The following is a 25,671-nucleotide window of genomic DNA, read 5'->3' as shown; positions in this document are numbered from 1 at the left end:
CGAAAGTAAAGAAGTGCAGCCTGGACTTCCGCTTGCCGCAGGGCAGGAGTACAAAGGATTCAACGGCCCGCGAGACCAAGGACATCCGAGAGGATCACCTTTTAACGCATTTGGCCCCACGGACCGAGCATGAACACCGGGCACCCACGCGACGTCGACCCGTCGAATACGGGCCAGCCACACCAGGTGACGGGCAAAGTTCCCGACCTGATGGGCACACATCGAGGACGCTTGGTAACCCGATGCTCATGCCAGCGGCGGTACGAGAACTCGTACCGCCGCATCATCGTTCCGGCTGGCTTTCTGCCGCCCCCCTGTCACACCGCCGTAGCGCGACGGACCGTCGGCGCTGTCACGCCGCTCCGCGCTGCAACGCCTCGCACACCGCCATCGACTCGCGAGCACCCAGCTCGACGGCCCTGCCGCAGTGGGTGATCCAGGCGGCCACGCCCTCCGGGGTACCGGAGACGTACCCGCCGAGCGCCTCCAGGTAGGCCTCGCGCCCCAGTTCCGCGTGGCCCACCTCAGCCGCACAGACCGACTTCGGGTCCAGGCCGCTGCCGACCAGGACGATGCGCTCGGCCGTGCGCGCGACCAGGCCGTTGTGCGACGTGAAGGGACGCAGCGCGAGGAGTTCGCCGTGCACGACGGCGGCCGTCACCAGCGCCGGTGCGGAGCCGCCCGCGATGAGCAGCTCAGCCAGGCCGTCCAGCCTGCCGTGCGCCTCGGTGGCGCTCGGCAGCGGCAGTCCGACGAGCGGCTCGTCGACGGGCTCGCCCTCCTTGCGGGGCCGTCCCACCTGGTCGGCCTTGTCCGCGGCCGCCACCAGGTGCAGCCGGGCCAGCACCCGCAGGGGTGACTGCCGCCAGATCGACAGCAACTGGCCCGCCTCCGCGGTGAGCCGCAATGCGGCCCCCACGGTGCGGGCCTCGTCGTCGCCGCTGAAGTCCGTGCGCCGGCGCACCTCCTCCAGGGCCCAGTCCGCGCCGGACAGCGCGGCAGAGCCGCGGGCGCCGCGCAGAGCGGCCTCGGAGGTGATCGCGTTGCTGCGCCGCCGCATGACCCGGTGCCCGTAGACCCGGTCGACGGCCTTGCGGACGGACTCCACGGAATCGGCCACGCCGGGCAGCGCCCCCAGGGCCGCGAGGGGATCGGCGCTCGCGCCTGCTGTACTCATGAGTACGACCCTACGCACCCCGGGACCGCGCGCCGCGGCCAAGTGGCCTTCTTCACGCGCCCGTGCGGACGTGGCCCTCTTCACGCGCGCGTGCGCCCGGCCACGTCCGCTCGAAGGACTACCCCTTGGCCGCCGGGGCACCGGGCACGCCCTTGGGTGCCGGGGCGGGCGGGTCCGACAGGAACTTCGCCCAGCCTCCCTTGGGCGCCTGGCCGACCTGCAGCGTGCGCAGCTTCTCCAGCGTCTTCGGGTCCTGGGCGTCCAGCCAGTCCACGAGCTGCCGGAAGGAGACGCAGCGCACCTCTTCCTTGGTGCACACCGTCTCGATGACCTCCTCGACGGCCCGCATATAGGTGCCGCCGTTCCAGGACTCGAAGTGGTTGCCGATGATCAGAGGCGCGCGGTTGCCGTCGTACGCCCGTGAGAAGCCCTTCAGCAGGCCGTCACGCATCTGGTCGCCCCAGAATTCGTGCATGGCGGGGTTGCCCTGCGTCTTGGTGCCCGACTGGTTGACCATGAAGTTGTAGTCCATGGTGAGCTGCTCGAAGGAGTGGCCGGGGAACGGCACGAGCTGCATGGACACGTCCCACAGGCCCTGCTTCTTCTTCGGCCAGACCTGGTCGTTCACCCCGCTGGTGTCATAGCGGAAACCCATGTCACGGGCGGCCCTCATGAAGTTGCGCTGGCCCTCCAGACAGGGCGTGCGAGCGCCGATGAGCTCCTTGTCGTAGTCGAAGGGCAGCGGGGCCGCGTCCGTCAGGCCGGTGTTGGTCTTCCAGGTCTTCACGAACTGCTTGGCCTGGGAGATCTCGTCCTTCCAGTCCTGGACGGACCACTCGCCGACGCCTCCGCCGCTGCCGCAGAAGTGGCCGTTGAAGTGGGTGCCGATCTCGTTGCCCTCGAGCCACGCCAGGCGCAGTTGCTTCGCGGTGGCGGCGATGCCGCGGCGGTCGTTGAAGCCGATGTCGGAGCGGCCCGGGGAGTGCTGGGGCGGCCGGTACCGGTCGCGCTTCTCGTCCGGCAGCATGTACACGCCGCTCAGGAAGTACGTCATGGTCGCGTTGTTCCGCTTGGCGACCTTGCGGAAATGGGAGAACAGCTTCTGGCTGTCCTCGCCCGCGCCGTCCCAGGAGAAGACGACGAACTGCGGAGGCTTCTGACCGGGGCGCAGGCGCTCCGGTCTGGGCAGGTGCGGCTGGGCGCCGGTGTAGGCGGTGGAGCCGTCTCCGATCAGCCGGACGGCGCTCTTCGGCGCCTGCGCCGGGGTCGGCTTCTGCGGGTCGGGGGCCTCTTGCCGGGGGGTGCCGGTCGCGCAACCGGCGAGCGATGCGGCGCAGACCGCGGCGATCACGGAACTCGCGGCGATCCTGTGGGTGGCGGCCATGTTCCGCCCACCTTCTTCCTTCTATCGGGTGCGGACAGCGCCGCCAAGTTCGCACGAGTTCGAGAAGGAATTAGTACGACAAGCCGATCAAATGGCCACTTCACACTTCAGAGTGATCTATTCGCCCATTTGCCCGTAAAGTCTATGCCCGTCCTTTACTCTGCATTACGATCCGTTTACCGAGCGTTGATTTCATCCCGCCGATTTGCGCCGTGACCGCCGCGACCACACCCCGCCCCGAGCGGGACCCTTCATATGCGACCGCGCAGCCCCGGAGGAGACGGGAAACCATGTCAGCCTGCGTCCCCACACGCGCCGCCGATCCGAACCGCACCGAGCGCACCCATCCACCCCACAGTCCGCCGCCGGGCGGACCCCGCCGTTTCAGGATCGCGGGTGCCGATGTGTCGGCCTCGATCGCGGTCTTCCTCATCGCCCTGCCCCTGTCCCTGGGCATCGCCCTCGCCACCGGCGCACCCCTCCAGGCCGGCCTCGTCGCCGCCGCCGTGGGCGGGCTGGTCGCCGGGCGGCTCGGCGGCTCCCCGCTCCAGGTGAGCGGACCGGCCGCCGGTCTCACCGTCGTCACCGCCGACCTCATCCAGCGTTACGGCTGGCGGACGACCTGCGCCATCACCGTCCTGGCCGGCCTGGCCCAACTCGGCCTGGGCTGCCTGCGCGTGGCCCGCGGCGCCCTCGCCGTCAGCCCCGCCATCGTGCACGGCATGCTCGCCGGGATCGGCGTCACCATCGCCGTGGCCCAGCTGCACATCGTGCTCGGTGGCACGCCGCAGAGTTCCGTGCCGGACAACCTCAGCGCGCTGCCCGCCCAGTTGGCGCACATGCGCCCCGCGGCCGTGTCGGTGAGCGTGCTGACCCTGGCGCTGCTGCTGCTCTGGCCGAGACTGCCCGGCCGGGCCGGACGCCTGCTGCGCATGGTCCCGGCCGCGCTCGTCGCCGTCGCCGGAGCCACCGCGGCCGCCGCCCTCGCCGCGCTTCACCTGCCCAAGGTCGACCTGCCGTCCTGGAGCAACCACGCCCTGGCCGGGCTGCCCGAGGGCCCCGTGCTCGGCCTGGCCGCCGCCGTGCTCACCACCACTCTGGTGTGCAGCGTGCAGTCGCTGCTCGGCGCGGTCGCCGTGGACAAGCTGGTGGCCGGCCGCCCGGGCCTGTCGCCCCGGGTCGGGCGCTCGAACCTCGACCGCGAGCTGCTCGGGCAGGGCGCCGCCAACATCGTCTCCGGCTCGCTCGGCGGACTGCCCATCGCCGGTGTCGCCGTGCGGAGTTCGGCGAATGTGCACGCGGGTGCGGTCAGCCGGAACTCCACGATGCTGCACGGCGTTCTCGTAGTGATCGCCGCGCTGCTGATGGTCCCGATCCTGGAGTTCATCCCGCTCGCCTCGCTCGCCGCCCTGGTGATGGCCGTCGGCATCCAGATGGTGTCCCTGAACCACATCCGCACGGTGACCCGCCACCGTGAAGTCTGGGTCTACGCCGTCACCACCCTCGGCGTGGTCTCCCTCGGTGTCCTGGAGGGCGTGGCGCTCGGTGTCGCCATGGCCGTCGGCGTCGCCCTGCACCGCCTCACCCGCACCCGCATCACACACGACGAGAAGGAAGGAGTCCATCACGTACACGTCAGAGGACAGTTGACGTTCCTCGCGGTGCCACGGCTCAGCCGGGCCCTGCATCTCGTGCCCCACGGCGCCGACACCGTCGTCGAGCTGGACGGGTCGTTCATGGACCACGCCGCGTACGAGACATTGCAGGACTGGCAGAGGACGCACACCGCGCAGGGCGGCACCGTGGAGATCACCGGACGGCATCCCGGCACCCGCATCTCCGAGCCGCACACCTCCGGCGACTGCCGCTGCCGCCCCTGGACACCCTGGCGCAACCACCAGTGCGACGGCCCTCAGTCCACACCACCCCCTGCCGAGAAGAACCCGGACGGATCGGACCGCTCCGAGCCGGACCCGGCGGGCACCGGCGGAGCCAGCGGGCACGAACTGGCGCGGGGCATCAGCGCGTTCCAGCGCAACACCGCACCCCTGGTGCGCAGCGAGCTGGCCCGGCTGGCGAGAGAGGGGCAGCAGCCTTCGCAGCTCTTCCTGACCTGCGCCGACTCCCGGCTGGTCACCTCGATGATCACCTCCAGTGGTCCAGGCGACCTGTTCGTCGTGCGCAACGTGGGCAACCTCGTCCCGCGCCCGGGCGAGGAGAGCGGCGACGACTCGGTGGCGGCGGCGATCGAGTACGCCGTGGACGTGCTCCAGGTGCGCTCCATCACGGTGTGCGGGCACTCGGGGTGCGGCGCCATGCAGGCCCTGCTCGACTCCGAGCCCGGCGACGCCCGCACCCCGCTGAAGCGGTGGCTGCGGCACGGGCTCCCCAGTCTGGAGCGCATGGCCGACGACAGACTGGCCTGGGGCAGGCTCGCCGGGCGGACCCCCGAGGACGCGGTCGAGCAGCTCTGCCTGACGAACGTGGTCCAGCAGTTGGAGCACCTGCGCGCCCACGGCTCGGTGGCCCGGGCCATGGCCGAGCGGGACCTGGAGTTGCACGGGATGTACTTCCACGTGGGTGAGGCCGAGTCGTACCTGCTCACCGAGACGGAGACCGGTGGCGTCTTCGACCGCGTGCGGGAGCAGGGCCTGTCGGTGTGAATGGCGCCCGGTGCGGTGCGTCTCACCCCGCCCCGCACCGGACCGCCCCCTGCCCGTCATCGCGGGCAGGGTGACCGGCGGCACATGCGGTGAACTTTCCCTGGTCGGCGTCCGTGGGTACGGATGACCCCGGTCCCTGACAGCACCGCCCAACAGGTCTAAACCAATCGGCGGTCGGCCCTTGTCATCGCACCCCCGGGTCTGATGAGCTGTGGCCTGGGACACAACGGACACCCTGGGAAAGGCAGATGCCGTGAGCAATGAAAGCCTGGCCAACCTCTTGAAGGAGGAGCGACGCTTCGCGCCCCCCGCCGACCTGGCCGCGAACGCCAACGTCACCGCGGAGGCGTATGAACAGGCCAAGGCTGACAGGCTCGGCTTCTGGGCCGAGCAGGCCCGTCGGCTGACCTGGGCCAAGGAGCCCACCGAGACGCTCGACTGGTCGAACCCGCCGTTCGCCAAGTGGTTCAAGGACGGCGAGCTCAACGTCGCCTACAACTGCGTCGACCGCCATGTGGAGGCCGGGCTCGGCGACCGGGTCGCCATCCACTTCGAGGGCGAGCCGGGCGACAGCCGCGCGATCACCTACGCCGAGCTCAAGGACGAGGTCTCCAGGGCCGCCAACGCCCTGCTGGAGCTGGGTGTCCAGGCCGGCGACCGGGTCGCCGTCTACATGCCGATGATCCCCGAGACGGCGATCGCGATGCTGGCCTGCGCCCGGATCGGCGCCGCCCACTCGGTCGTCTTCGGCGGCTTCTCCTCGGACGCGCTCGCCACCCGCATCCAGGACGCCGACGCGCGCGTGATCATCACCTCCGACGGCGGCTACCGGCGCGGCAAGCCGTCCGCGCTCAAGCCGGCCGTGGACGAGGCCGTCGAGAAGGCGGGCATCGTCGAGCACGTCCTGGTCGTACGCCGCACGGGCCAGGAAGTCGCCTTCACCGAGGGCCGGGACGTCTGGTGGCACGACCTCGTCGGGCGGCAGAGCCCGGAGCACACGCCGCAGGCGTTCGAGGCGGAGCACCCGCTGTTCATCCTCTACACCTCGGGCACCACGGGTAAGCCGAAGGGCATCCTGCACACCTCCGGCGGCTACCTCACGCAGACCGCCTACACCCACCACGCCGTCTTCGACCTCAAGCCGGAGACCGACGTCTACTGGTGCACCGCCGACGTCGGCTGGGTCACCGGCCACTCGTACATCGTCTACGGGCCGCTGGCGAACGGCGCGACGCAGGTCATGTACGAGGGCACGCCCGACACCCCGCACCAGGGCCGCTTCTGGGAGATCGTGCAGAAGTACGGCGTGACGATCCTCTACACCGCGCCGACCGCGATCCGTACGTTCATGAAGTGGGGCGACGACATCCCCGCCAAGTTCGACCTGTCCAGCCTGCGGGTGCTGGGCTCGGTGGGCGAGCCGATCAACCCCGAGGCGTGGGTCTGGTACCGCAAGAACATCGGCGGTGACCGCACCCCGGTCGTGGACACCTGGTGGCAGACCGAGACCGGCTCGATGATGATCACCCCGCTGCCGGGCGTGACCGCCACCAAGCCCGGCTCGGCGCAGACGCCGCTGCCCGGCATCTCCGCGACGGTCGTCGACGACGAGGCCAACGAGGTGCCCGACGGCGGTGGCGGCTACCTGGTGCTGACCGAGCCGTGGCCGTCGATGCTGCGCACCATCTGGGGCGACGACCAGCGGTTCATCGACACCTACTGGTCGCGTTTCGAGGGCAAGTACTTCGCCGGGGACGGTGCGAAGAAGGACGACGACGGCGACATCTGGCTGCTCGGCCGGGTCGACGACGTGATGCTCGTCTCCGGGCACAACATCTCCACCACCGAGGTCGAGTCCGCGCTCGTCTCCCACCCCTCGGTCGCCGAGGCGGCCGTGGTGGGCGCGGCGGACGAGACGACCGGGCAGGCGATCGTCGCGTTCGTGATCCTGCGCGGCACGGCCGCCGAGACCGAGGACCTGGCCGCCGAGCTGCGCGACCACGTCGGCACCACCCTCGGCCCGATCGCCAAGCCCAAGCGGATCCTGCCGGTGGCCGAGCTGCCCAAGACCCGCTCCGGCAAGATCATGCGGCGGCTGCTGCGGGACGTGGCGGAGAACCGTCAGCTGGGTGACGTCACCACGCTGACCGACTCCACGGTCATGGACCTCATCCAGGCCAAGCTGCCCGCCGCGCCCAGCGAGGACTGATCGCGGCACCGGCATGACGGAGCCGGCGGAGGGCACCTGATCACCAGGTGCCCTCCGTCGGCTCGCCCCCGCAGCGGGGGGGCCGCCGGATGCGCACAGCCGTACGTGTACCTAAACTCAGCAAAACAAGTGCTCCATGGTGCGCCGGGAAGTCTGGTCGGCATGTGTTCCGTCCTGCCCACTGCCCGGAGGTTTTCCCCGTGACCGCGCCCACGCCCCGCCCCAGCACGCCCCGCAAGGTCCTCGGCCGGCTGTCGTTGCCCGAGCGGAACTACGTGGCGGACGCGCTGCGCACCGAGACCGTCGGCGGGGTGCTGCTGCTGGCCGCCGCGGTCGCCGCGCTGCTCTGGGCGAACATCCCCGCGCTGCACGACAGCTACGAGAGCGTCTCCCACTTCCACCTCGGCCCCGCCTCCCTCGGCCTCGACCTGTCCATCGCGCACTGGGCCGCCGACGGGCTGCTGGCGATCTTCTTCTTCGTCGCCGGGATCGAACTCAAGCGTGAGCTGGTCGCGGGCGATCTGCGGGACCCGAAAGCCGCCGCGCTCCCGGTCGTCGCCGCCCTGTGCGGCATGGCCGTACCCGCACTCGTCTACGCCGTCACCGCCATGGCCGGCGGGGGCTCCCTGGACGGCTGGGCGGTACCGACCGCCACCGACATCGCCTTCGCGCTCGCGGTGCTCGCCGTCATCGGCACCTCCCTGCCGAGCGCACTGCGTGCCTTCCTGCTCACCCTCGCCGTCGTCGACGACCTCTTCGCGATCCTGATCATCGCGGTGTTCTTCACCTCCGACCTGAACTTCGCCGCGCTCGGCGGCGCCGTCGCCGGTCTGCTGCTGTTCTGGCTGCTGCTGCGGGGCGGTGTACGCGGCTGGTACGTGTACGTGCCGCTCGCCCTCGTCGTCTGGGCGCTGATGTACAACAGCGGCATCCACGCCACCATCGCCGGTGTCGCCATGGGCCTGATGCTGCGCTGCCACCGCCGCGAGGGCGAGGACCACTCCCCCGGCGAGCACGTCGAGCACCTGGTGCGGCCCCTGTCGGCCGGGCTCGCCGTCCCGCTGTTCGCGCTGTTCAGCGCGGGCGTCGCGGTGTCCGGCGGGGCGCTGGCCGAGGTGTTCACCACACCCGAGACGCTCGGCGTCGTCCTCGGGCTCGTCGTCGGCAAGGTGCTCGGCATCTTCGGCGGCACCTGGCTGACGGCCCGTTTCACCCGCGCCTCGCTCAGCGACGACCTCGCCTGGGCGGATGTGTTCGCGGTGGCGACTCTCGCCGGCATCGGCTTCACCGTGTCGCTGCTCATCGACGAACTCGCCTTCGCCGGCGACCAGGCGATGACCGACCAGGTCAAGGCGGCCGTCCTGCTGGGCTCGCTCATCGCCGCGACACTCGCGACCGTTCTGCTGAAGATCCGCAACGCCAAGTACCGCCGCCTGTGGGAGGAAGAGGAGCGCGACGAGGACGCCGACGGCATCCCGGACGTCTACGAGGAGGACGACCCGGCCTACCACCTGCGGCTGGCCGTCCGCTACGAGGCCAAAGCCGCGGAACACCGCCGGATCGCCCAGGAGAAGGCAGCGGCGCGCCACGAGCTTGCCGAAGTACCGGGCGGGGCAGGCGAGGACCACGACGGTCCGGCATGATCTGACGAGACGGTACAAAAGACTAGAGGGAGAGACCGCGATGAGCGCACCCGACGGCAGCCCGGTCGGCGCCGAACGCAGCATCGGCCAGCTGTTCGCCTCGGCGACGACGGAAATGTCGGCGCTGGTGCACGACGAGATCGCGCTGGCGAAGGCGCAGCTCAAGCAGGACGTGAAGCGCGGCGCGACCAGCGGCGGCGCCTTCTCGGCGGCCGGCGCGGTGCTGATCTTCTCCCTGCCGATGCTGAACTTCGCGCTGGCGTACGGCATCCGCACCTGGAGCGACTGGAACCTCGCGGTCTGCTTCCTGCTGTCGTTCGCGGCGAACGTGCTGGTCGCGGGTGTCCTCGCACTGGTCGGCGTGGTCTTCGCGAAGAAGGCCAAGAAGAGCAAGGGCCCGCAGAAGGTCGCCGCGTCGATGAAGGAGACCGCGGTCGTGCTGCAGAAGGCCAAGCCGCACCCGCGGCCGGAGCTGGCGCAGGACCGGGTCCCCGAGGCCATCGAGGCTGTGGCACGCTCGTCCTCATGACGGGCTCCTCCCTCCCTCCGGATCAACCACCCGCGACACCCCCGGCTCCGGCCGTCCTGCTAGACGGCCCCTGGAGCCACCGGGACGTCGCCGCCAACGGTGCCCGCTTCCACATCGCCGAGCTGGGGGACGGGCCGCTGGTCCTGCTGCTGCACGGCTTCCCGCAGTTCTGGTGGACCTGGCGGCACCAGCTGGTGGCGCTCGCCGACGCCGGGTTCCGGGCCGTCGCCATGGACCTGCGGGGCGTCGGCGGCAGCGACCGCACACCGCGCGGCTACGACCCCGCCAACCTCGCGCTCGACGTCACCGGCGTCATCCGCTCCCTCGGCGAGCCCGACGCCGCGCTGGTCGGCCACGACCTCGGCGGATACCTCGCCTGGACGGCCGCCGCGATGCGCCCCAAGCTGGTGCGGCGGCTGGCGGTGTCGTCCATGCCGCACCCGCGGCGCTGGCGCTCGGCCATGCTGAGGGACGTCAAGCAGAGCCGCGCCGGTTCACACATCTGGGGGTTCCAGCGGCCCTGGATCCCGGAACGGCAGCTCACCGCCGACGACGGGGCGCTCGTCGCGGAGCTGATCCAGGACTGGTCCGGGCCGCGCCCGCCCGAGGACGAGGCGCTGCGGACGTACCGCCGCGCCATGTGCATCCCCTCCGCCGCGCACTGCGCGGTCGAGCCGTACCGGTGGATGGTGCGCTCCCTGGCCCGCCCGGACGGCATCCAGTTCAACCGGCGGATGAAGCGGCCCGTGCGCGTGCCGACCCTGCATCTGCACGGCTCGCTCGACCCCGTGATGCGCACACGCAGCGCGGCCGGGTCCGGCGAGTACGTCGAAGCCCCCTACCGCTGGCGCCTGTTCGACGGACTCGGCCACTTCCCGCACGAGGAGGACCCCGTCGCGTTCTCCTCGGAACTCATCAACTGGCTGCGGGATCCCGAACCCGACCGGTGACCGGCCGTTCCCATCCGGTCACCGGCACGTGAACGCTTGTCTGACGAACGGCCAATTGCCCGGCGCATAGGCCAATTGGACGCCCCGGGCGCGGTTATCGACCATGGGGCGGGGGCACACGTCGGGGTATGGGCTGGACGCACGACTACAGTGACGCAACCCGCAATCGCCGCTCGGCGGGCGGTGCGAACCCCCACCGACGAAGCGGCGCACCGCAGATGGCGACCGCGGACCCCCGGGGCGGGATTCCGCGTATCCTCCGCCGCCGGGCCCGCTGGGTCTCCGTACGTCTGCGTCACACGCGCGACTGAGCATCACTCCCCCGAGTGACACCCCACCACCTGCCGCTTCCAGGCCGCCTCCAGGCCTGCCCGTAAGCCGCGGAACCTACAGGGCGCAGCTGTCGCTGCTCACCTGCCTGGTGGCGGACCGGCCCTTGGTGATGTCCTCCCGGATCTCGTCCACGGTCAGCGCGTATCCCGTCTCGGCGTCGTCGAGCGACTTGGCGAAGACGACGCCGTAGACCTTGCCGTCGGGGGTGAGCAGCGGGCCGCCGGAGTTGCCCTGGCGGACGGTCGCGAAGAGGGAGTAGACGTCGCGGCGGACCGTGCCGCGGTGGTAGATGTCCGGGCCGTTGGCGGTGATGCGGCCGCGCACACGGGCGGCGCGCACGTCGTACGCCCCGTTCTCCGGGAAGCCCGCGACGATCGCGCCGTCGCCGCTGCTTGCGTCCTTCTCGGTGAACCGCAGGACGGGCGCCTTGAGATCGGGCACGTCGAGGACGGCGATGTCGCGCCGCCAGTCGTAGAGCACGACCCTGGCGTCGTACTTCCTGCCCTCGCCGCCTATCTGCACGGTCGGCTCGTCGACTCCGCCCACCACGTGCGCGTTGGTCATCACGCGGCGGCCGGAGAAGACGAAGCCGGTGCCCTCAAGGACCTTGCCGCAGCTCGGTGCCGTGCCCATGACCTTGACGATGGAGCGCTGGGCGCGGCTCGCCACGGGGCTGTTCGCCAGCGCCGGGTCGGGCGGCTGGACGTCGGTGATCGGCTCGTTCGAGAAGGGGCTGAAGACCTGCGGGAAGCCGTTCTGCGCGAGGACGGAGGAGAAGTCCGCGAACCAGGTGGCCGCCTGGTCCGGCAGCGCCTGCGAGACGCCCAGCAGCACCTTGGAGTTGCGGACTTCCTTGCCGAGCGTCGGCAGTGTGGTGCCCGCGAGGGCCGAGCCGATCAGCCAGGCGACCAGGAGCATCGCCAGGACGTTGACCAGGGCGCCGCCGGTGGCGTCGAGGGCCCGGGCCGGGGACCAGGTGATGTGCCTGCGCAGCTTGTTGCCGAGGTGGGTGGTGAGGGCCTGGCCGACGGAGGCGCAGACGATGACGACGACGACCGCGATGACGGCGGCGGTCGTGTTCACCTCCGCGTTGTCCGTCAGCGCGTCCCAGATGACGGGCAGCACGTAGACCGCGACGAGGCCACCGCCCAGGAAGCCGATCACCGACAGGATGCCGACGACGAACCCCTGGCGGTATCCCACGACCGCGAACCACACGGCGGCGACCAGCAACAAGATGTCCAGCACGTTCACGAAGGCCACCCTGTCATGCGCGCCAGTCGAGCGGGACCTGCTTCTCCCGGTCCCAGGGCCGCTCCCAGCCCGCGAAGTGCAGCAGCCGGTCGATGATTCCGGCCGTGAAACCCCAGACAAGGGCGGATTCGACCAGAAATGCCGGACCTCGGTGGCCGCTGGGGTGGACGGTGGTCGCACGGTTGGCGGGATCCGTGAGATCCACCACGGGGACGGTGAAGACCCGGGCGGTCTCGTTCGGATCGACCACGCCCACCGGGCTCGGCTCACGCCACCAGCCCAGCACGGGGGTGACGACGAAGCCGCTGACCGGGATGTAGAGCCGGGGCAGGACCCCGAAGAGCTGGACGCCGGAGGGGTCGAGGCCGGTCTCCTCCTCCGCCTCGCGCAGGGCGGCCCGCAGTGGGCCGTCGCCGTACGGGTCGCCGTCCTCCGGGTCGAGGGCGCCGCCCGGGAAGGAGGGCTGGCCGGCGTGCGAGCGCAGGGAGCTCGCGCGCTCCATGAGCAGCAGCTCCGGGCCGTGCGCTCCTTCTCCGAACAGGACGAGCACGGCGGACTGCCGCCCCGCGCCGTCCTCCGGTGGCAGGAACCGGCTCAGCTGCGTCGGCCGGACCGTCTCCACGGCGTGCACCACCGGGTCCAGCCAGCCGGGCAGCCCGTCCTTGCTCAGCGCCACCGAGCCGCCCTGTGTGTCACTCGCACGCCTCATGCCCACCCCCGTCGTCCTGCCGCATCCAACGCCCGACGGGGCCGAGATCGTTCCGCGAACGCCGGGGATCCCCTGAACGGGCGGTGCGGGGGGTTGTTCGGGTGGGGCGCGGGGTTGCCTCGGGGGCGCGTTTCGTTCCTCGGCTGGTGCGGGCGCCTCGGGCAGCTCATCCGGCCCCCAGCGGCGGCGCCGGTTTGCCGCCCGCGTCCAGGTAGGCCTGCGGGGGCTTCAGACGCTGCCCGGGGAAGCCGCCCTTCTCGTACTTGAGGAGCTTCTTCGCCTTGTCCGGGTCGGTCTCGCCCTCGCCGTAGGCCGGGCAGAGCGGGGCGATCGGGCAGGCGCCGCACGCGGGCTTGCGGGCGTGGCAGATACGGCGGCCGTGCCAGATGACGTGGTGCGACAGATCCGTCCAGTCGCTCTTCGGGAAGAGCGCGCCGATGGCGGCCTCGATCTTGTCCGGGTCGGTCTCGCCGGTCCACCGCCAGCGGCGCACCAGGCGCTGGAAGTGCGTGTCGACGGTGATGCCGGGGCGGCCGAAGGCGTTGCCGAGCACCACGAACGCGGTCTTGCGGCCGACGCCGGGCAGCTTGACCAGGTCCTCAAGCCGGCCGGGCACCTCGCCCCCGAAGTCCTCGGCCAGGGCCTTCGACAGCCCTATGACCGACTTCGTCTTGGCCCGGAAGAACCCGGTCGGGCGCAGGATCTCCTCGACCTCCTCGGGGTTGGCGGCGGCCAGGTCCTCCGGGGTCGGGTACTTGGCGAAGAGGGCGGGTGTCGTCTGGTTGACGCGCAGGTCGGTCGTCTGGGCGGACAGGACTGTGGCGACGACCAGTTGGAAGGGGTTCTCGAAGTCCAGCTCGGGGTGGGCGTACGGAAAGACCTCGGCGAGCTCGCGGTTGATCCGGCGGGCCCGGCGGACCAGGGCGGTGGGCGACTCGTCGCCGGGCGGGTGGACGACGGCCTTGGCGGGGGCGGTGCCCTTGAGACGGGCGGTGGCCTTCTTGGGCGCGACCGCGACCTTTTTGGCGGCGGGGGCCTTCTTCACGGCTGGCGTCTTCTTCACGGCTGGCGTCTTCTTCGCGGCGGGTGCCTTCTTCGTGGTGGGTGCCTTCTTCTCGGCTGGCGTCTTCTTCGCGGCGGCACCCTTCGAGGCCTTCTCGGTGACAGAGGTCTTGGAAGCGGCCTTCTTGGGCTTGGAAGCGGCCTTCTTCGCCGACGTGGCCTTCTCCGCGGGCGCGGGCTTCTCCCCGGAAGCCGCCTTCTTCGCGGGCGCGGCCTTCTCCGCGGAAGCCGCCTTCCTCACCGGTTCCGTCTTGTTCTCTTTCGCCGTTTTCCTACCGCCATCGGGGCTCTGTTCGCCCACAGCGGAATTGCGACGTACAACCACCCGCGCAGCCCCCTCGGCCTGTGCTCTCACCGGCGATTTGGACACCCGGCCAGCCTAAGGCCCGGCACCGACATCCGCCCCGGCCCCTGAAGATCGGCGCCCAATTGGACCCCTGCCGCGTACCCCGGGACACGTGTGCGGCATCCTTGTGACAGATCACACTGTTTGGACCGCCCGACAAAATGGGCACCACGGTCCCTCGGTACACGGGGGAGCAAGATCCCCTGAGCAGGTCGAATAGGAGAGAACTCGTGGACGACGTTCTGCGGCGCAATCCGCTCTTCGCGGCGCTCGATGACGAGCAGGCCGCGGAGCTCCGCGCCTCCATGAGTGAGGTGACCCTCGCCCGCGGTGACTCGCTGTTCCATGAGGGCGACCCCGGTGACCGCCTGTACGTGGTCACCGAGGGCAAGGTGAAGCTCCACCGCACGTCCCCCGACGGCCGCGAGAACATGCTTGCCGTGGTCGGCCCCGGTGAGCTCATCGGTGAGCTCTCGCTGTTCGACCCGGGCCCGCGCACCGCGACCGCCACGGCACTGACCGAGGTCAAGCTGCTCGGCCTCGGCCACGGCGACCTCCAGCCCTGGCTGAACGCCCGTCCGGAGGTGGCCACGGCCCTCCTGCGTGCCGTCGCTCGTCGGCTGCGCAAGACCAACGACGCGATGTCCGACCTCGTCTTCTCGGACGTCCCGGGCCGCGTCGCCCGCGCGCTGCTCGACCTGTCGCGCCGGTTCGGCGTGCAGTCCGAGGAGGGCATCCACGTCGTGCACGACCTCACGCAGGAGGAGCTGGCCCAACTCGTCGGCGCGTCCCGCGAGACGGTCAACAAGGCCCTGGCGGACTTCGCCCAGCGCGGCTGGCTGCGCCTGGAGGCCCGCGCGGTGATCCTCCTGGACGTGGAGCGCCTCGCGAAGCGCTCGCGCTGACGCGCACGCCCCCGCCGCCGTACGTCATCGGGCCCCGTCTCCTCACGAGACGGGGCCCGACGTCGTATCCGGCGTCGTATCCGGGCACGGTCAGATGAGCCCGTGCTCCTCCAGGTAGTCCAGTTGGGCCCGTACCGACAGTTCCGCCGCCGGCCACAGGGAGCGGTCCACGTCGGCGTAGACGTGGGCGACGACCAGGGGTGGGGTGCGGTAGCCGTCCTCGACGGCGGTCTCGACCTGGGCGAGGCGGGTGGCGCGGTGGGCGAGGTAGTACTCGACGGCGCCCTGGGCGTCGTCGAGCACCGGGCCGTGGCCCGGCAGGACGGTGTGGACGCCGTCGTCGACCGTGAGGGAGCGCAGGCGGCGCAGGGAGTCCAGGTAGTCGCCGAGACGGCCGTCGGGGTGGGCCACGACCGTCGTGCCGCGGCCGAGGATCGTGTCGCCGGTCAGGACCGCCTGGTCGGCCGGGAGGTGGAAGCAGAGGGAATCGGCGGTGTGCCCGGGGGTCGGCACGACGCGCAGTTCCAGCCCGCCGGTCGTGATCACGTCACCGGCGGCCAGGCCCTCGTCGCCCAGCCGCAGTGCCGGGTCGAGGGCACGCACGCGGGTACCGGTCAGCTCGGCGAAACGGGCGGCGCCCTCCGCGTGGTCGGGGTGACCGTGGGTCAGCAGGGTGAGGGCGACGCGCTTGCCGGCCTCTTCGGCCGTGGCGAGGACCCGGCGCAGGTGGTCGTCGTCCAGCGGCCCCGGGTCGATCACCACGGCCAGGTCCGAGTCGGGCTCGGAGACGATCCAGGTGTTCGTGCCGTCCAGGGTCATCGCCGAGGCGTTGGGGGCCAGGACGTTGACGGCCCGCGCGGTGGCGGGCCCCGAGAGGACCCCGCCGCGGGGCTGGCCGGGAAGGGCGCTTGCGTCCGTCATGCGGGGGCTCCACCGGTCGGGATGTGCTTGGTGAACTCGTCGTGGCCCGGCCAGGAGAGCACGAGCTCGCCGTCGACCAGGCGGGCGGTGGCCAGTACGGGCGTCAGGTCGCACCCCGGGGCGGCCTCGAGCGCCTCGGCGGCCGTCTCGTACGCCGCCAGCCCGCGCAGGGTCGCGATCGTCGGCGGCATCATCAGCAGCTCGCCCTTGTCGTACCCGGCCGCCGCCTCACGCGGGGCGATCCACACCGTGCGGTCGGCCTCCGTGGAGGCGTTGCGGGTGCGCTGGCCCTCGGGCAGGGCGGCCACGAAGAACCAGGTGTCGTAGCGCCGGGCCTCGAACTCCGGGGTGATCCAGCGAGCCCATGCGCCCAGCAGATCGGAGCGCAGGACCAGGCCGCGGCGGTCCAGGAACTCCGCGAAGGACAGGTCCCGGGCGACCAGGGCAGCCCGGTCGGCCTCCCAGTCGGCTCCCGTGGTGTCGCCGACGACCGAGTCGGCCGCCGGCCCGGCGAGCAGCACGCCCGCCTCCTCGTACGTCTCGCGTACGGCCGCGCAGACGATCGCCTGGGCCGCCGTCTCGTCGACGCCGAGCCGATCGGCCCACCACGCGCGCGTGGGGCCCGCCCAGCGGACGTGGTGATCGTCGTCGCGCGGGTCGACACCGCCGCCCGGATACGCGTACGCGCCTCCGGCGAAGGCCATGGAGGCGCGTCTGCGCAGCATGTGGACGGCAGGGCCGCTGCCCGTGTCCTTCAGGAGCATGACGGTGGCCGCGCGCTTCGGGGTCACCGGGGTGAGGGTGCCGGCCGCGAGTGCGCGGATGCGGTCCGGCCACTCCGGGGGGTACCACTGACCGTTCGCCATGGGCGCGAGGCTATCCCGTGACGGGCGGATGTTCGAGTGGCCCCGGGCGCGGAATCCGCAGCTGGGGCCATCGAATGGGGCGGGCGGGGCCCCCGACGAGGGGCGGCTGAGCTACCCGGTGCGTGGCCGGGGGGCCGGTGCTCGGCCGGGTCCTCCGGTGCAGGCTGAGCTACCGGTGCGGGGGCGGGGTCCCCGGCGCGCTGCCAGGTTCCCAGTGCTCGGCCGGTCCCAGTGCTCGGCCGGCCCCAGTGCTCGGCCGGTCCCAGTGCTCGGCCGGTCCCCGGCCCGCGGCCGGGTCCCCGGTGCCGTGCCGGCCGAGGTACCCGGTACGTACGCCCGGGCTACCCGCACGGGCACGGCCGGGTACTGGTACGCGTACAGCTGCCGGTGCGCGTCCGTGCGCTACGCGAGTTCCACCTGGATCTCGACCTCCACCGGTGCGTCCAGGGGAAGCACCGCGACGCCCACCGCGCTGCGCGCGTGTACGCCCTTGTCGCCGAGGACCTCGCCGAGCAGCTCGCTCGCGCCGTTCAGCACCGCGGGCTGGCCCGTGAAGTCGGAGGCCGAGGCGACGAAGCCGACGACCTTCACCACGCGCGCGATGCGGTCCAGGTCACCCGCGACGGACTTCACGGCGGCCAGGGCGTTCAGCGCACACGTACGTGCCAGCTCCTTGGCCTCCTCCGGGGTGACCTCCGCACCGACCTTGCCGGTGACCGGAAGCTTGCCGTCCACCATCGGGAGCTGCCCGGCGGTGTAGACGTACGGTCCGGACTGAACGGCCGGCTGGTAGGCGGCGAGCGGCGGGACCACCGCGGGCAGGCTCAGGCCGAGCTCGGCCAGCTTCGCCTCGACGGCGCCCACTACTGCTTCTCCCGCTTCAGGTAGGCCACGAGCTGCTCGGGGTTGTTCGGCCCGGGCACGACCTGGACGAGCTCCCAGCCGTCCTCGCCCCAGGTGTCCAGAATCTGCTTCGTGGCGTGGACGAGCAGCGGCACAGTCGAGTATTCCCACTTGGTCATGCGGCCGACTCTAGCCCCTGCCCGACGGGGCCACGCGGCCCACCACCGCACCCGTTATCCACAGCCTCCCGCGTAGCGCGGGCACGGACTGGTTAGGCTCGAATACGTGAGCAGGCTCCAGGTCGTCAGCGGCAAGGGCGGTACCGGTAAGACCACGGTGGCCGCAGCCCTAGCGCTGGCCCTGGCCACGGAGGGGAAGCGGACGCTTCTCGTCGAGGTCGAGGGCCGTCAGGGCATCGCGCAGCTCTTCGAAACGGAAGCGCTGCCTTATGAGGAACGGAAGATCGCAGTAGCACCCGGGGGCGGGGAGGTGTATGCGCTCGCCATCGACCCCGAACTGGCCCTTCTGGACTACCTCCAGATGTTCTACAAGCTGGGCAGCGCCGGACGGGCCCTGAAGAAGCTCGGCGCCATCGACTTCGCCACCACCATCGCGCCCGGCCTCAGGGACGTACTCCTGACCGGCAAGGCCTGCGAGGCGGTGCGCCGCAAGGAGCGCAGCGGGCGGTTCACCTACGACTACGTCGTCATGGACGCCCCGCCGACCGGGCGGATCACCCGCTTCCTGAACGTGAACGACGAGGTCGCGGGCCTCGCCAAGATCGGCCCGATACACAATCAGGCGCAGGCAGTGATGCGGGTGCTGAAGTCGCCGGAGACGGCCGTTCACCTGGTGACTCTGCTGGAGGAGATGCCCGTCCAGGAGACCGTGGACGGCATCGCCGAGCTGCGTTCGGCGCGGCTGCCGGTGGGGCGGATCATCGTGAACATGGTCCGGCCGGAGGTGTTGGACGAGACGGACCTGGAACTCGTGCGGACGGTCCCGCGTTCCACTGTCGCGAGGTCGTTGTCGTCCGCGGGGCTCGGCGGTGCGCGGCGCGGCGGGCACGCCGAGCGGCTAGTCGATCCGTTGCTCACGCAGGCAGAGGAGTACGCCGAGCGGTACACGCTGGAGCACGAGCAGCGGGCGGTGCTGGCCGAACTGGGCCTGCCGTCGCACGAACTGCCCCTGTTCGCCGAGGGCATGGACCTGGCAGGGCTGTACGAACTGGCCCGCGAGCTGCGCGAACAGGGCGTGTCATGAGGCAGTACGGAGCAGCGCGTGTCACGAGTCGGAAGCAGGGGATGTCATGAGTCGCTCGGACCCGGCCCACGCCCACGACCCGGCCCGCCCGCACCTCGCCCCCGCGCGCCTGCTCGACATCGATCCGCTGCTGGAGGACCCGCAGACCCGGATCGTGGTCTGCTGCGGCTCGGGCGGGGTCGGCAAGACCACGACCGCGGCGGCCCTGGGCCTGCGCGCTGCCGAGCGGGGCCGCAAGGTGGTCGTCCTGACCATCGACCCGGCCCGCAGGCTGGCCCAGTCCATGGGCATCGACTCCCTCGACAACACCCCGCGCCGGGTGAAGGGCATCGACGACTCCGCGGGCGGCGAGCTGCACGCGATGATGCTCGACATGAAGCGCACCTTCGACGAGATCGTCGAGGCGCACGCGGACGGCGAGCGGGCGGCGGCCATCCTGGGCAACCCCTTCTACCAGTCGCTCTCTGCGGGCTTCGCGGGCACGCAGGAGTACATGGCGATGGAGAAGCTCGGGCAGCTGCGCGCCCGGGACGAGTGGGATCTGATCGTCGTCGACACCCCGCCCTCCCGTTCGGCACTGGACTTCCTGGACGCGCCCAAGAGGCTCGGGTCGTTCCTGGACGGCCGGCTGATCCGGCTGCTGACGGCCCCGGCGAAACTGGGCGGCCGGGCCGGGATGAAGTTCCTGAACGTCGGGATGTCGATGATGACCGGCACCCTCGGCAAGCTGCTCGGCGGCCAGCTCCTCAAGGACGTCCAGACGTTCGTGTCCGCGATGGACACCACCTTCGGCGGTTTCCGCACGCGCGCGGACGCGACGTACAAGCTGCTCCAGGCGCCGGGCACGGCGTTCCTCGTGGTGGCGGCCCCGGAGCGGGACGCGCTGCGCGAGGCCGCGTACTTCGTGGAGCGGCTGGCCGCGGAGGACATGCCGCTGGCCGGTCTGGTGCTCAACCGGGTGCACGGCAGCGGCGCCGACGGGCTGTCGGCCGAGCGGGCGCTCGCCGCCGCGGAAAATCTTGAAGAGCCCCGCATTGTGGATCAGGAGGGCGGGAAAGCAAGTCTTCGTAACTCCCCCGACGCACACGACAGTTCAGACTCTCCCACGTCCGTAACACCAGCTCAGGCACCGGCATCGGCTCCGGCTCCGGCTCCGGCTCCGGAAGGTGGCTCCCCCACCGAAGACGCCGAGCAGGCCGCACATGCCGAGGGCACTGAGCAGTCCGTGGACCCTGAGCAGCCCGTGGACCCCGAGCGGTCCGTGGACCAGCTCACCGCAGGCTTGCTGAGGCTGCACGCCGATCGCATGCAGTTGCTCTCCCGTGAGCAGCGCACGCGTGACCGCTTCACCGCGCTCCACCCCGAGGTGGCCGTGACGGAAGTGGCCGCACTGCCCGGCGATGTGCACGACCTCGCGGGACTGCGCGAGATCGGCGACCGTCTCGCGGCCGACGAGCGCGAGCTGCCCGACCCCGCCGACGAGCCGGAGCCGCCCGAGGCGAGCGCCTGACACGGACGCCTGACACGGACGTACGCGAGGGGCGCTCCCGGAAGACGACTCGCGGAGGCCGAAGAACCCGCCGCACAAGAACCCGCAGACCGAAGAACCCAACCGCCGAAGAACCCACAGGCCGAAGAGCTCAACCGTCGAAGAACCCGCAGCCGATGGCGAAGGGCCCGGACAGGGCCCTCGAACCCGGACCTGGGAAGCTCCCCACAGAGGGACTCCACAGGGGAACTTCTCAGCTCACCGCCGCGTAGTTCTCGTAGATCTCGTCGTCGTCGAGGGGCAGAACACCGCACCCCCGCTCGTACTCCGTGCGCGCCGTCTCCAGCAGTCGGCGCCAGGAGGTCACAGTGGGACGCCTGCGCAGCAGTGCGCGGCGCTCCCGCTCCGTCATGCCTCCCCACACGCCGAACTCGACGCGGTTGTCGAGCGCGTCGGCCAGGCACTCCGTACGCACCGGGCATCCGGTGCACACCGCCTTGGCCCTGTTCTGCGCTGCTCCTTGAACGAACAGTTCATCCGGATCGGTAGTGCGGCAGGCCGCCTGCGCACTCCAGTCGGTAACCCAGCCCATACCGGCGCCGTCCTCTCCCGAATCGAGGCTCCCCCACGGCGGCAGCGGCATATTCACCGCCGCCAGTTGAGGACGTTACGGAAGGTGGGCACAGCGCAACACCCCCTTCGGGCCCAATCTTGAATGGCCCGAACGGACTATGGGTAAGCGGCAGATCACCCGGGGGAGTGAGCTGGCGACATACGTCACCTTCCCGGCAAAGCGGGACAGTTCAGCTGCGTCACATGGGACGCCGTATGACACACAAGGCGGATACGGACACGGCCCCAACAAAAAAGTTGGAGAACACCCGGAACGATTCGGGGTCGTCGGACGTATTGATACGTGACCTCACTGCTGTGACAGTTGAGAGCAGCTTAGGCCAAGGCCTATACGCCTGTCCGGCGAATGAGAACGTAGGCTGCCCTCATGCCAAAGAAGCGCTCGGGCGGTGGTCTGTCTCCCACGCAGCAGGCCGCCAAGTTCCTCGGTGTCAGTGTCCTCGCGGGAGCCGTGCTGGCCGGCATCGCGCTCCCCGCAGTGGGTGCGCTGGGGCTGGCGGCCAAGGGATCGGTCGAGAGCTTCGACGAGCTCCCGGCCAACATGAAGACCCCGCCGTTGAGCCAGCGCACCACGATCCTCGACGCCGACGGCGGCCAGATCGCCACGGTCTACTCGCGCGACCGCACGGTGGTCCCCCTCAAGGACATCTCGCCGTACATGCAGAAGGCGATCGTCGCGATCGAGGACTCGCGCTTCTACCAGCACGGCGCGGTCGACCTGAAGGGCGTCCTGCGCGCCCTCAACAAGAACGCGCAGACCGGCGGAGTCTCCGAGGGCGCCTCCACGCTGACGCAGCAGTACGTGAAGAACGTCTTCATCGAGGAGGCGGGCGACGACCCGACGAAGGTCGCGCAGGCCACCCAGCAGACCATCGGCCGCAAGATCCGCGAGCTCAAGTACGCGATCCAGGTCGAGGAGGAGCTGGGCAAGAAGAAGATCCTCGAGAACTACCTGAACATCACGTTCTTCGGCCAGCAGGCCTACGGTGTCGAAGCCGCCGCCCAGCGCTACTTCTCCAAGTCCGCCAAGGACCTCGACCTGGAGCAGGCGGCCCTGCTGGCCGGCATCGTCCAGTCGCCCAGCCGGTACGACCCGGTCAACGACGAGGCGGAGGCCACCAAGCGCCGCAACACCGTGCTCCAGCGCATGGCCGCCGTCGGCGACATCTCCCGGGCGCAGGCCACCGACGCGATGAAGGCGCCGCTCGGCCTGAAGGTCAGCAAGCCCAAGAACGGCTGCATCACGGCGGTCAAGGGCGCGGGCTTCTTCTGCGACTACGTGCGCGAGGTCTTCCTGAGCGACCCGGTCTTCGGCAAGACCAAGGAGCAGCGCGCGAAGATCTGGAACCAGGGCGGCCTCACCATCCGCACGACCATGGACCCCCAGTCCCAGAAGGCGGCGCAGCGCTCCATCAAGGACCACGTCTACAAGAGCGACGAGGTGGCCACCGCCGCCTCCATCGTCCAGCCCGGCACCGGCAAGATCCTCGCCATGGGCCAGTCGCGTCCGTACGGCTTCAAGAAGAACGAGACGCAGATCAACCTCTCCGTCGACCAGTCGATGGGCGGCGGCATGGGATACCAGCCCGGTTCGACGTTCAAGCCGATCGTGGCCGCCGCGGCCCTGGAGGACGGCATGCCGGCGAACAAGGTGTACTCGTCGCCGTACCGGATGGCCTACCCAAGCCCGGTCTCGGCCTGTGACGGCAAGCGGTGGGTGAACGACCCCAACAGCCCGGCCAAGCTCCAGAACGAGAACTCCTCCGAGGTGGGCCCGTACGACATGCGGGAGGCGACCGCCAAGTCGGTCAACACCTACTACGTGCAGATGATCAGCGACATCGGCATCTGTCCGGTGACGACGATGGCCAAGAAGATGGGCGTCGTGCGGGCCGACGGCGACAAGATGCCGCAGGTGCCCTCCATCGCCCTCGGCACCCAGGAGATGTCCCCGCTGACCATGGCGAACGCGTACGCGACCTTCGCCTCGCGCGGCATGCACTGCACGCCGATCGCCATCGAGTCGGTCAGTCGGCGGGTCGGCGACAAGACCACGTCGATGGAGGTACCGAAGTCGACCTGCTCGCGCGCGATGTCGGAGAACACCGCCGACACGATCAACGCGCTGCTGAAGGGCGTCGTCGAGGACGGTACGGGCACGAAGGCGGGCCTCGGCAGCCGTCCCAGCGCCGGCAAGACCGGTACGACGGACGAGCGCTACGCGGCCTGGTTCGTGGGCTACACGCCGAACATGGCCGGCGCGGTCTGGGTCGGCGACCCGGCGCACAAGCGGAAGATGTCCGGCATCACCATCGGCGGCCGGCCCTACGGCAAGGTCTTCGGTGGCGAGGTCCCCGGTCCGATCTGGCGCGACATGATGTCCGGCGCGCTGGAGGGCAAGCCCGTCGAGAACTTCAACACCGTCCACATCCCCGACAGCAAGCCCCGCGACCGCGACGACGACGAGGACCGCGGCCGTGACGACGGGGGCAACGGCGACCACGGCAACGGCGGGAACGACGGCTTCATCGGCGGCCTGGTCGGCGGCAACAACGGCGGTGGTGGCGGCGGCGAGCCCACGCCCTCGTTCTCTATCCCGGAGGGCTTCATCCGGGGGCCGGGGAACGGGGGGAACGGCAACGGTGGGCGGTTCGGCTGAGGCGGTGGCGTGACCTCACGCGACGAAAACGGCCCCCTCCCACCGGCGTGGTGGGAGGGGGCCGTCGTCGTTCGACTGGATCAGCAGGGTGAAGGGTCAGCCGGCGTCCGGCCGAGATGTGCTGGAGGCTCAGCCGGCCAGCAGCTTCTTCACCGCGGCGGCGACACGGCCGCCCTCGGCCTGCCCGGCCACCTTCGGGTTCACGATCTTCATGACCGCACCCATCGCCCGCGGCCCCTCCGCACCGGCCGCCTTCGCCTCCTCGACGGCCTGGGCGACGACCTCCTGGAGCTGCTCGTCCGACAGCTGCTGCGGCAGATACGTGGCGAGGACCTCGCCCTCCGCCTTCTCCCGCGCGGCCTGCTCGGCACGACCACCCTGCGCGAAGGCGTCGGCCGCCTCACGCCGCTTCTTCGCCTCCCGGGTGATCACCTTCTGCACCTCGTCGTCGGAGAGCGCGCGCTTCTCCTTGCCCGCGACCTCCTCCTTGGTGATCGCGGCGAGCGTCAGCCGGAGCGTCGAGGAGCGCAGCTCGTCGCGCTCCTTGATCGCAACGTTGAGGTCTTCCTGCAGCTTCGACTTGAGCGTGGTCATGGGGTCGATTGTCGCAGGTACGACAGGAGTGGCGCCCCTCGATTTGCGGGGCGGCCGGCTAATGCCCGGTGCCGTCAGGGGATTTCGGCGCAGCGCCCCGGCACGAGCAGCGCCCCGGCACGGGCGGCGGCCCGGGTCTGACACGATGGTCGTATGCGCGCGCGATATGGAGTACCTCTGGGAATCGCGGCGGCTGGCGCCGCCGGACTGCTGTACTCGGCGGGCTTCGAGGCCCGCTCCTTCCGCCTCCGCCGGGTCACCGTCCCGGTCCTGCCCCCGGGAATGCGCCCCCTGCGTGTGCTGCAGGTCTCCGACATCCACATGGTCGGCGGCCAGCGCAAGAAGCAGCGCTGGCTGCGGTCCCTGGCGGGCCTGCGCCCCGACTTCGTGATCAACACGGGCGACAACCTCTCCGACCCGGAGGGCGTCCCGGAGGTCCTGGACGCGCTCGGCCCCCTGATGGAGTTCCCCGGCGCGTACGTCTTCGGCTCCAACGACTACTACGGCCCCAAGCTGCGCAACCCGGCCCTCTACCTGCTCGAGAGGGCCCAGGGCCGCCACGGGCTCAACGGCAACGCACCGGCCGAGGGCGTGGTGCACAACCCGTGGGAGGACCTGCGGGACGGTTTCGACGCGGCGGGCTGGCTCAACCTGACCAACACACGCGGTGAGCTCAAGCTCGAAGGTGGCTCGGTGGAGCTCACGGGCCTGGACGACCCGCATATCAAGAGGGACCGGTACGCGCAGGTGGCGGGCGGCCCGTCCGAGGCGGCGGACTTCTCGATGGGCGTCGTGCACGCGCCGTACCTGCGCACCCTGGACGCCTTCACGGGTGACGCCTACCCCCTGATCCTGGCCGGCCACACCCACGGCGGCCAGCTGTGCATCCCCTTCTACGGAGCCCTGGTCACCAACTGCGACCTGGACACGGACCGGGTGAAGGGCCTGTCCACGCACACGGCGCAGGGGCGTACGTCCTACCTCCACGTCTCGGCGGGCTGCGGCACGAACCGCTACACACCGGTGCGCTTCGCGTGCCCGCCGGAGGCGACACTGCTGACGCTGGTGGGGCGCGAGGGCGTGGGGAGGTAGGGGGGAGGGGGCGATGTGAGCGACGGGTTCGGTCGGACCGGACCGGGTCGGACCGGGTCGGGTCGAACCCACCCGGCCCACTCACCCACCTACCCGGCCGGGCAGGTGGGTAAGTAACCCGCACAGCCCCACCCACATCGCCCCAGA

Annotated in this window: 22 protein-coding genes; 11 read left to right on the top strand and 11 right to left on the bottom strand. The window is 70.7% G+C overall.

Translation table 11 applies throughout. The annotated features are described in order from the left end of the window. Window positions 1-352: 352 nt before the first annotated feature. Both ACFZDE_RS35540 and ACFZDE_RS35535 read right to left on the bottom strand, forming a co-directional pair. Window positions 353-1,177, bottom strand: a complete 825-nt coding sequence (locus ACFZDE_RS35540; protein WP_391208889.1) for an oxidoreductase — start codon at window positions 1,175-1,177, stop codon at window positions 353-355. A 118-nt stretch (window positions 1,178-1,295) separates the two neighbouring features. Beyond that, window positions 1,296-2,561 (bottom strand): hypothetical protein, encoded by a 1,266-nt coding sequence (locus ACFZDE_RS35535; protein WP_391003598.1) that lies wholly within the window; start codon window positions 2,559-2,561, stop codon window positions 1,296-1,298. A gap of 290 nt (window positions 2,562-2,851) precedes the next feature. Here ACFZDE_RS35535 and ACFZDE_RS35530 point away from each other — a divergent pair, with 290 nt between their 5' ends. From ACFZDE_RS35530 to ACFZDE_RS35505, 6 genes are all read left to right on the top strand, one after another. Beyond that, on the top strand, window positions 2,852-5,224 hold the full coding sequence (locus ACFZDE_RS35530) for a SulP family inorganic anion transporter (protein ID WP_391208877.1): 2,373 nt from the start codon (window positions 2,852-2,854) through the stop codon (window positions 5,222-5,224). A 253-nt stretch (window positions 5,225-5,477) separates the two neighbouring features. Continuing rightward, the gene (gene acs / locus ACFZDE_RS35525; protein ID WP_391208868.1) at window positions 5,478-7,433 is read left to right on the top strand and encodes an acetate--CoA ligase; all 1,956 of its coding nucleotides are present in this window, start codon (window positions 5,478-5,480) and stop codon (window positions 7,431-7,433) included. Window positions 7,434-7,633: 200 nt separating this feature from the next. Then, window positions 7,634-9,076, top strand: a complete 1,443-nt coding sequence (gene nhaA / locus ACFZDE_RS35520) for a Na+/H+ antiporter NhaA (RefSeq protein ID WP_391208856.1) — start codon at window positions 7,634-7,636, stop codon at window positions 9,074-9,076. A 40-nt stretch (window positions 9,077-9,116) separates the two neighbouring features. Further along, on the top strand, window positions 9,117-9,605 hold the full coding sequence (locus ACFZDE_RS35515) for a phage holin family protein (protein ID WP_391003590.1): 489 nt from the start codon (window positions 9,117-9,119) through the stop codon (window positions 9,603-9,605). Continuing rightward, the gene (locus tag ACFZDE_RS35510; protein ID WP_391003588.1) at window positions 9,602-10,555 is read left to right on the top strand and encodes an alpha/beta fold hydrolase; all 954 of its coding nucleotides are present in this window, start codon (window positions 9,602-9,604) and stop codon (window positions 10,553-10,555) included. The genes ACFZDE_RS35515 and ACFZDE_RS35510 overlap by 4 nt, the downstream gene beginning before the upstream one ends. 128 nt (window positions 10,556-10,683) lie before the next feature. Further along, on the top strand, window positions 10,684-10,866 hold the full coding sequence (locus tag ACFZDE_RS35505) for a hypothetical protein (protein ID WP_391208836.1): 183 nt from the start codon (window positions 10,684-10,686) through the stop codon (window positions 10,864-10,866). Window positions 10,867-10,942: 76 nt separating this feature from the next. On the opposite strand, the gene ACFZDE_RS35500 is transcribed toward ACFZDE_RS35505, so the two are convergent. The 3 genes from ACFZDE_RS35500 to nth all read right to left on the bottom strand — a co-directional run bounded on the left by ACFZDE_RS35500 (window position 10,943) and on the right by nth (window position 14,154). Then, window positions 10,943-12,142 (bottom strand): MarP family serine protease, encoded by a 1,200-nt coding sequence (locus ACFZDE_RS35500; RefSeq protein ID WP_391208820.1) that lies wholly within the window; start codon window positions 12,140-12,142, stop codon window positions 10,943-10,945. Window positions 12,143-12,155: 13 nt separating this feature from the next. Next, entirely contained in the window at window positions 12,156-12,851 is a 696-nt protein-coding gene (locus tag ACFZDE_RS35495; RefSeq protein WP_391003583.1) for an NUDIX domain-containing protein, read from the bottom strand. Between the two features lie 166 nt (window positions 12,852-13,017). Beyond that, complete coding sequence (nth, locus tag ACFZDE_RS35490) at window positions 13,018-14,154, bottom strand: endonuclease III (protein WP_391208793.1); 1,137 nt, start codon at window positions 14,152-14,154, stop codon at window positions 13,018-13,020. A 335-nt stretch (window positions 14,155-14,489) separates the two neighbouring features. Here nth and ACFZDE_RS35485 point away from each other — a divergent pair, with 335 nt between their 5' ends. After that, window positions 14,490-15,164: a Crp/Fnr family transcriptional regulator gene (locus ACFZDE_RS35485; RefSeq protein ID WP_010031945.1), complete on the top strand. Its 675-nt coding sequence runs from the start codon at window positions 14,490-14,492 to the stop codon at window positions 15,162-15,164. A 90-nt stretch (window positions 15,165-15,254) separates the two neighbouring features. On the opposite strand, the gene ACFZDE_RS35480 is transcribed toward ACFZDE_RS35485, so the two are convergent. The 4 genes from ACFZDE_RS35480 to ACFZDE_RS35465 form a co-directional block, all read right to left on the bottom strand. Further along, window positions 15,255-16,085, bottom strand: a complete 831-nt coding sequence (locus ACFZDE_RS35480; protein ID WP_391208774.1) for an MBL fold metallo-hydrolase — start codon at window positions 16,083-16,085, stop codon at window positions 15,255-15,257. Further along, entirely contained in the window at window positions 16,082-16,951 is an 870-nt protein-coding gene (locus tag ACFZDE_RS35475; protein ID WP_391208766.1) for an NUDIX hydrolase, read from the bottom strand. Before ACFZDE_RS35475 ends, ACFZDE_RS35480 begins: the two co-directional genes overlap by 4 nt. A gap of 402 nt (window positions 16,952-17,353) precedes the next feature. Further along, entirely contained in the window at window positions 17,354-17,815 is a 462-nt protein-coding gene (locus ACFZDE_RS35470) for a RidA family protein (RefSeq protein WP_030846166.1), read from the bottom strand. Beyond that, window positions 17,815-17,973 carry a DUF4177 domain-containing protein gene (locus ACFZDE_RS35465; protein WP_097218487.1) on the bottom strand — a complete coding sequence of 53 codons (159 nt, stop codon included), beginning with the start codon at window positions 17,971-17,973 and terminating at the stop codon, window positions 17,815-17,817. The genes ACFZDE_RS35470 and ACFZDE_RS35465 overlap by 1 nt, the downstream gene beginning before the upstream one ends. Window positions 17,974-18,079: 106 nt before the next feature. On the opposite strand from ACFZDE_RS35465, the gene ACFZDE_RS35460 reads away from it, so the two are divergent. Both ACFZDE_RS35460 and ACFZDE_RS35455 read left to right on the top strand, forming a co-directional pair. Next, entirely contained in the window at window positions 18,080-19,057 is a 978-nt protein-coding gene (locus ACFZDE_RS35460) for an ArsA-related P-loop ATPase (protein ID WP_391003573.1), read from the top strand. A 46-nt stretch (window positions 19,058-19,103) separates the two neighbouring features. Beyond that, window positions 19,104-20,567, top strand: coding sequence for an ArsA-related P-loop ATPase (locus tag ACFZDE_RS35455; protein WP_391208741.1), 1,464 nt, complete (start codon window positions 19,104-19,106; stop codon window positions 20,565-20,567). 232 nt (window positions 20,568-20,799) lie between these two features. Here ACFZDE_RS35455 and wblA read toward each other — a convergent pair whose 3' ends face one another. Next, a complete protein-coding gene (gene wblA / locus ACFZDE_RS35450; RefSeq protein WP_248509996.1) occupies window positions 20,800-21,138 on the bottom strand; it encodes a WhiB family transcriptional regulator in 339 nt (112 codons plus the stop codon). Between the two features lie 408 nt (window positions 21,139-21,546). On the opposite strand from wblA, the gene ACFZDE_RS35445 reads away from it, so the two are divergent. After that, window positions 21,547-23,838 (top strand): transglycosylase domain-containing protein, encoded by a 2,292-nt coding sequence (locus tag ACFZDE_RS35445; RefSeq protein ID WP_391208727.1) that lies wholly within the window; start codon window positions 21,547-21,549, stop codon window positions 23,836-23,838. A gap of 129 nt (window positions 23,839-23,967) precedes the next feature. Here the strand turns inward: ACFZDE_RS35445 and ACFZDE_RS35440 are convergent, their stop codons facing one another. Beyond that, window positions 23,968-24,432 carry a GatB/YqeY domain-containing protein gene (locus tag ACFZDE_RS35440; RefSeq protein ID WP_391208720.1) on the bottom strand — a complete coding sequence of 155 codons (465 nt, stop codon included), beginning with the start codon at window positions 24,430-24,432 and terminating at the stop codon, window positions 23,968-23,970. 153 nt (window positions 24,433-24,585) lie between these two features. Here ACFZDE_RS35440 and ACFZDE_RS35435 point away from each other — a divergent pair, with 153 nt between their 5' ends. Continuing rightward, complete coding sequence (locus ACFZDE_RS35435) at window positions 24,586-25,524, top strand: metallophosphoesterase (RefSeq protein WP_391208713.1); 939 nt, start codon at window positions 24,586-24,588, stop codon at window positions 25,522-25,524. The last annotated feature ends 147 nt before the right edge of the window (window positions 25,525-25,671 follow it).

This window comes from Streptomyces sp. NPDC007929, assembly GCF_042959065.1.
Classification (GTDB): Bacteria; Actinomycetota; Actinomycetes; order Streptomycetales; family Streptomycetaceae; genus Streptomyces.
Note: the sequence above shows the minus strand (reverse complement) of the source record. Positions and strands in the feature narration are given on the sequence as shown.

Coding starts and splice junctions, on each gene's coding strand:
- ACFZDE_RS35540 (WP_391208889.1), bottom strand. CDS start 1,177: ATGAGTACAGCAGGCGCGAGCGCCGATCCCCTCGCGGCCCTGGGGGCG.
- ACFZDE_RS35535 (WP_391003598.1), bottom strand. CDS start 2,561: ATGGCCGCCACCCACAGGATCGCCGCGAGTTCCGTGATCGCCGCGGTC.
- ACFZDE_RS35530 (WP_391208877.1), top strand. CDS start 2,852: ATGTCAGCCTGCGTCCCCACACGCGCCGCCGATCCGAACCGCACCGAG.
- ACFZDE_RS35515 (WP_391003590.1), top strand. CDS start 9,117: ATGAGCGCACCCGACGGCAGCCCGGTCGGCGCCGAACGCAGCATCGGC.
- ACFZDE_RS35510 (WP_391003588.1), top strand. CDS start 9,602: ATGACGGGCTCCTCCCTCCCTCCGGATCAACCACCCGCGACACCCCCG.
- ACFZDE_RS35505 (WP_391208836.1), top strand. CDS start 10,684: ATGGGCTGGACGCACGACTACAGTGACGCAACCCGCAATCGCCGCTCG.
- ACFZDE_RS35495 (WP_391003583.1), bottom strand. CDS start 12,851: ATGAGGCGTGCGAGTGACACACAGGGCGGCTCGGTGGCGCTGAGCAAG.
- ACFZDE_RS35480 (WP_391208774.1), bottom strand. CDS start 16,085: ATGACGGACGCAAGCGCCCTTCCCGGCCAGCCCCGCGGCGGGGTCCTC.
- ACFZDE_RS35475 (WP_391208766.1), bottom strand. CDS start 16,951: ATGGCGAACGGTCAGTGGTACCCCCCGGAGTGGCCGGACCGCATCCGC.
- ACFZDE_RS35465 (WP_097218487.1), bottom strand. CDS start 17,973: ATGACCAAGTGGGAATACTCGACTGTGCCGCTGCTCGTCCACGCCACG.
- ACFZDE_RS35455 (WP_391208741.1), top strand. CDS start 19,104: ATGAGTCGCTCGGACCCGGCCCACGCCCACGACCCGGCCCGCCCGCAC.
- wblA (WP_248509996.1), bottom strand. CDS start 21,138: ATGGGCTGGGTTACCGACTGGAGTGCGCAGGCGGCCTGCCGCACTACC.
- ACFZDE_RS35445 (WP_391208727.1), top strand. CDS start 21,547: ATGCCAAAGAAGCGCTCGGGCGGTGGTCTGTCTCCCACGCAGCAGGCC.
- ACFZDE_RS35440 (WP_391208720.1), bottom strand. CDS start 24,432: ATGACCACGCTCAAGTCGAAGCTGCAGGAAGACCTCAACGTTGCGATC.
- ACFZDE_RS35435 (WP_391208713.1), top strand. CDS start 24,586: ATGCGCGCGCGATATGGAGTACCTCTGGGAATCGCGGCGGCTGGCGCC.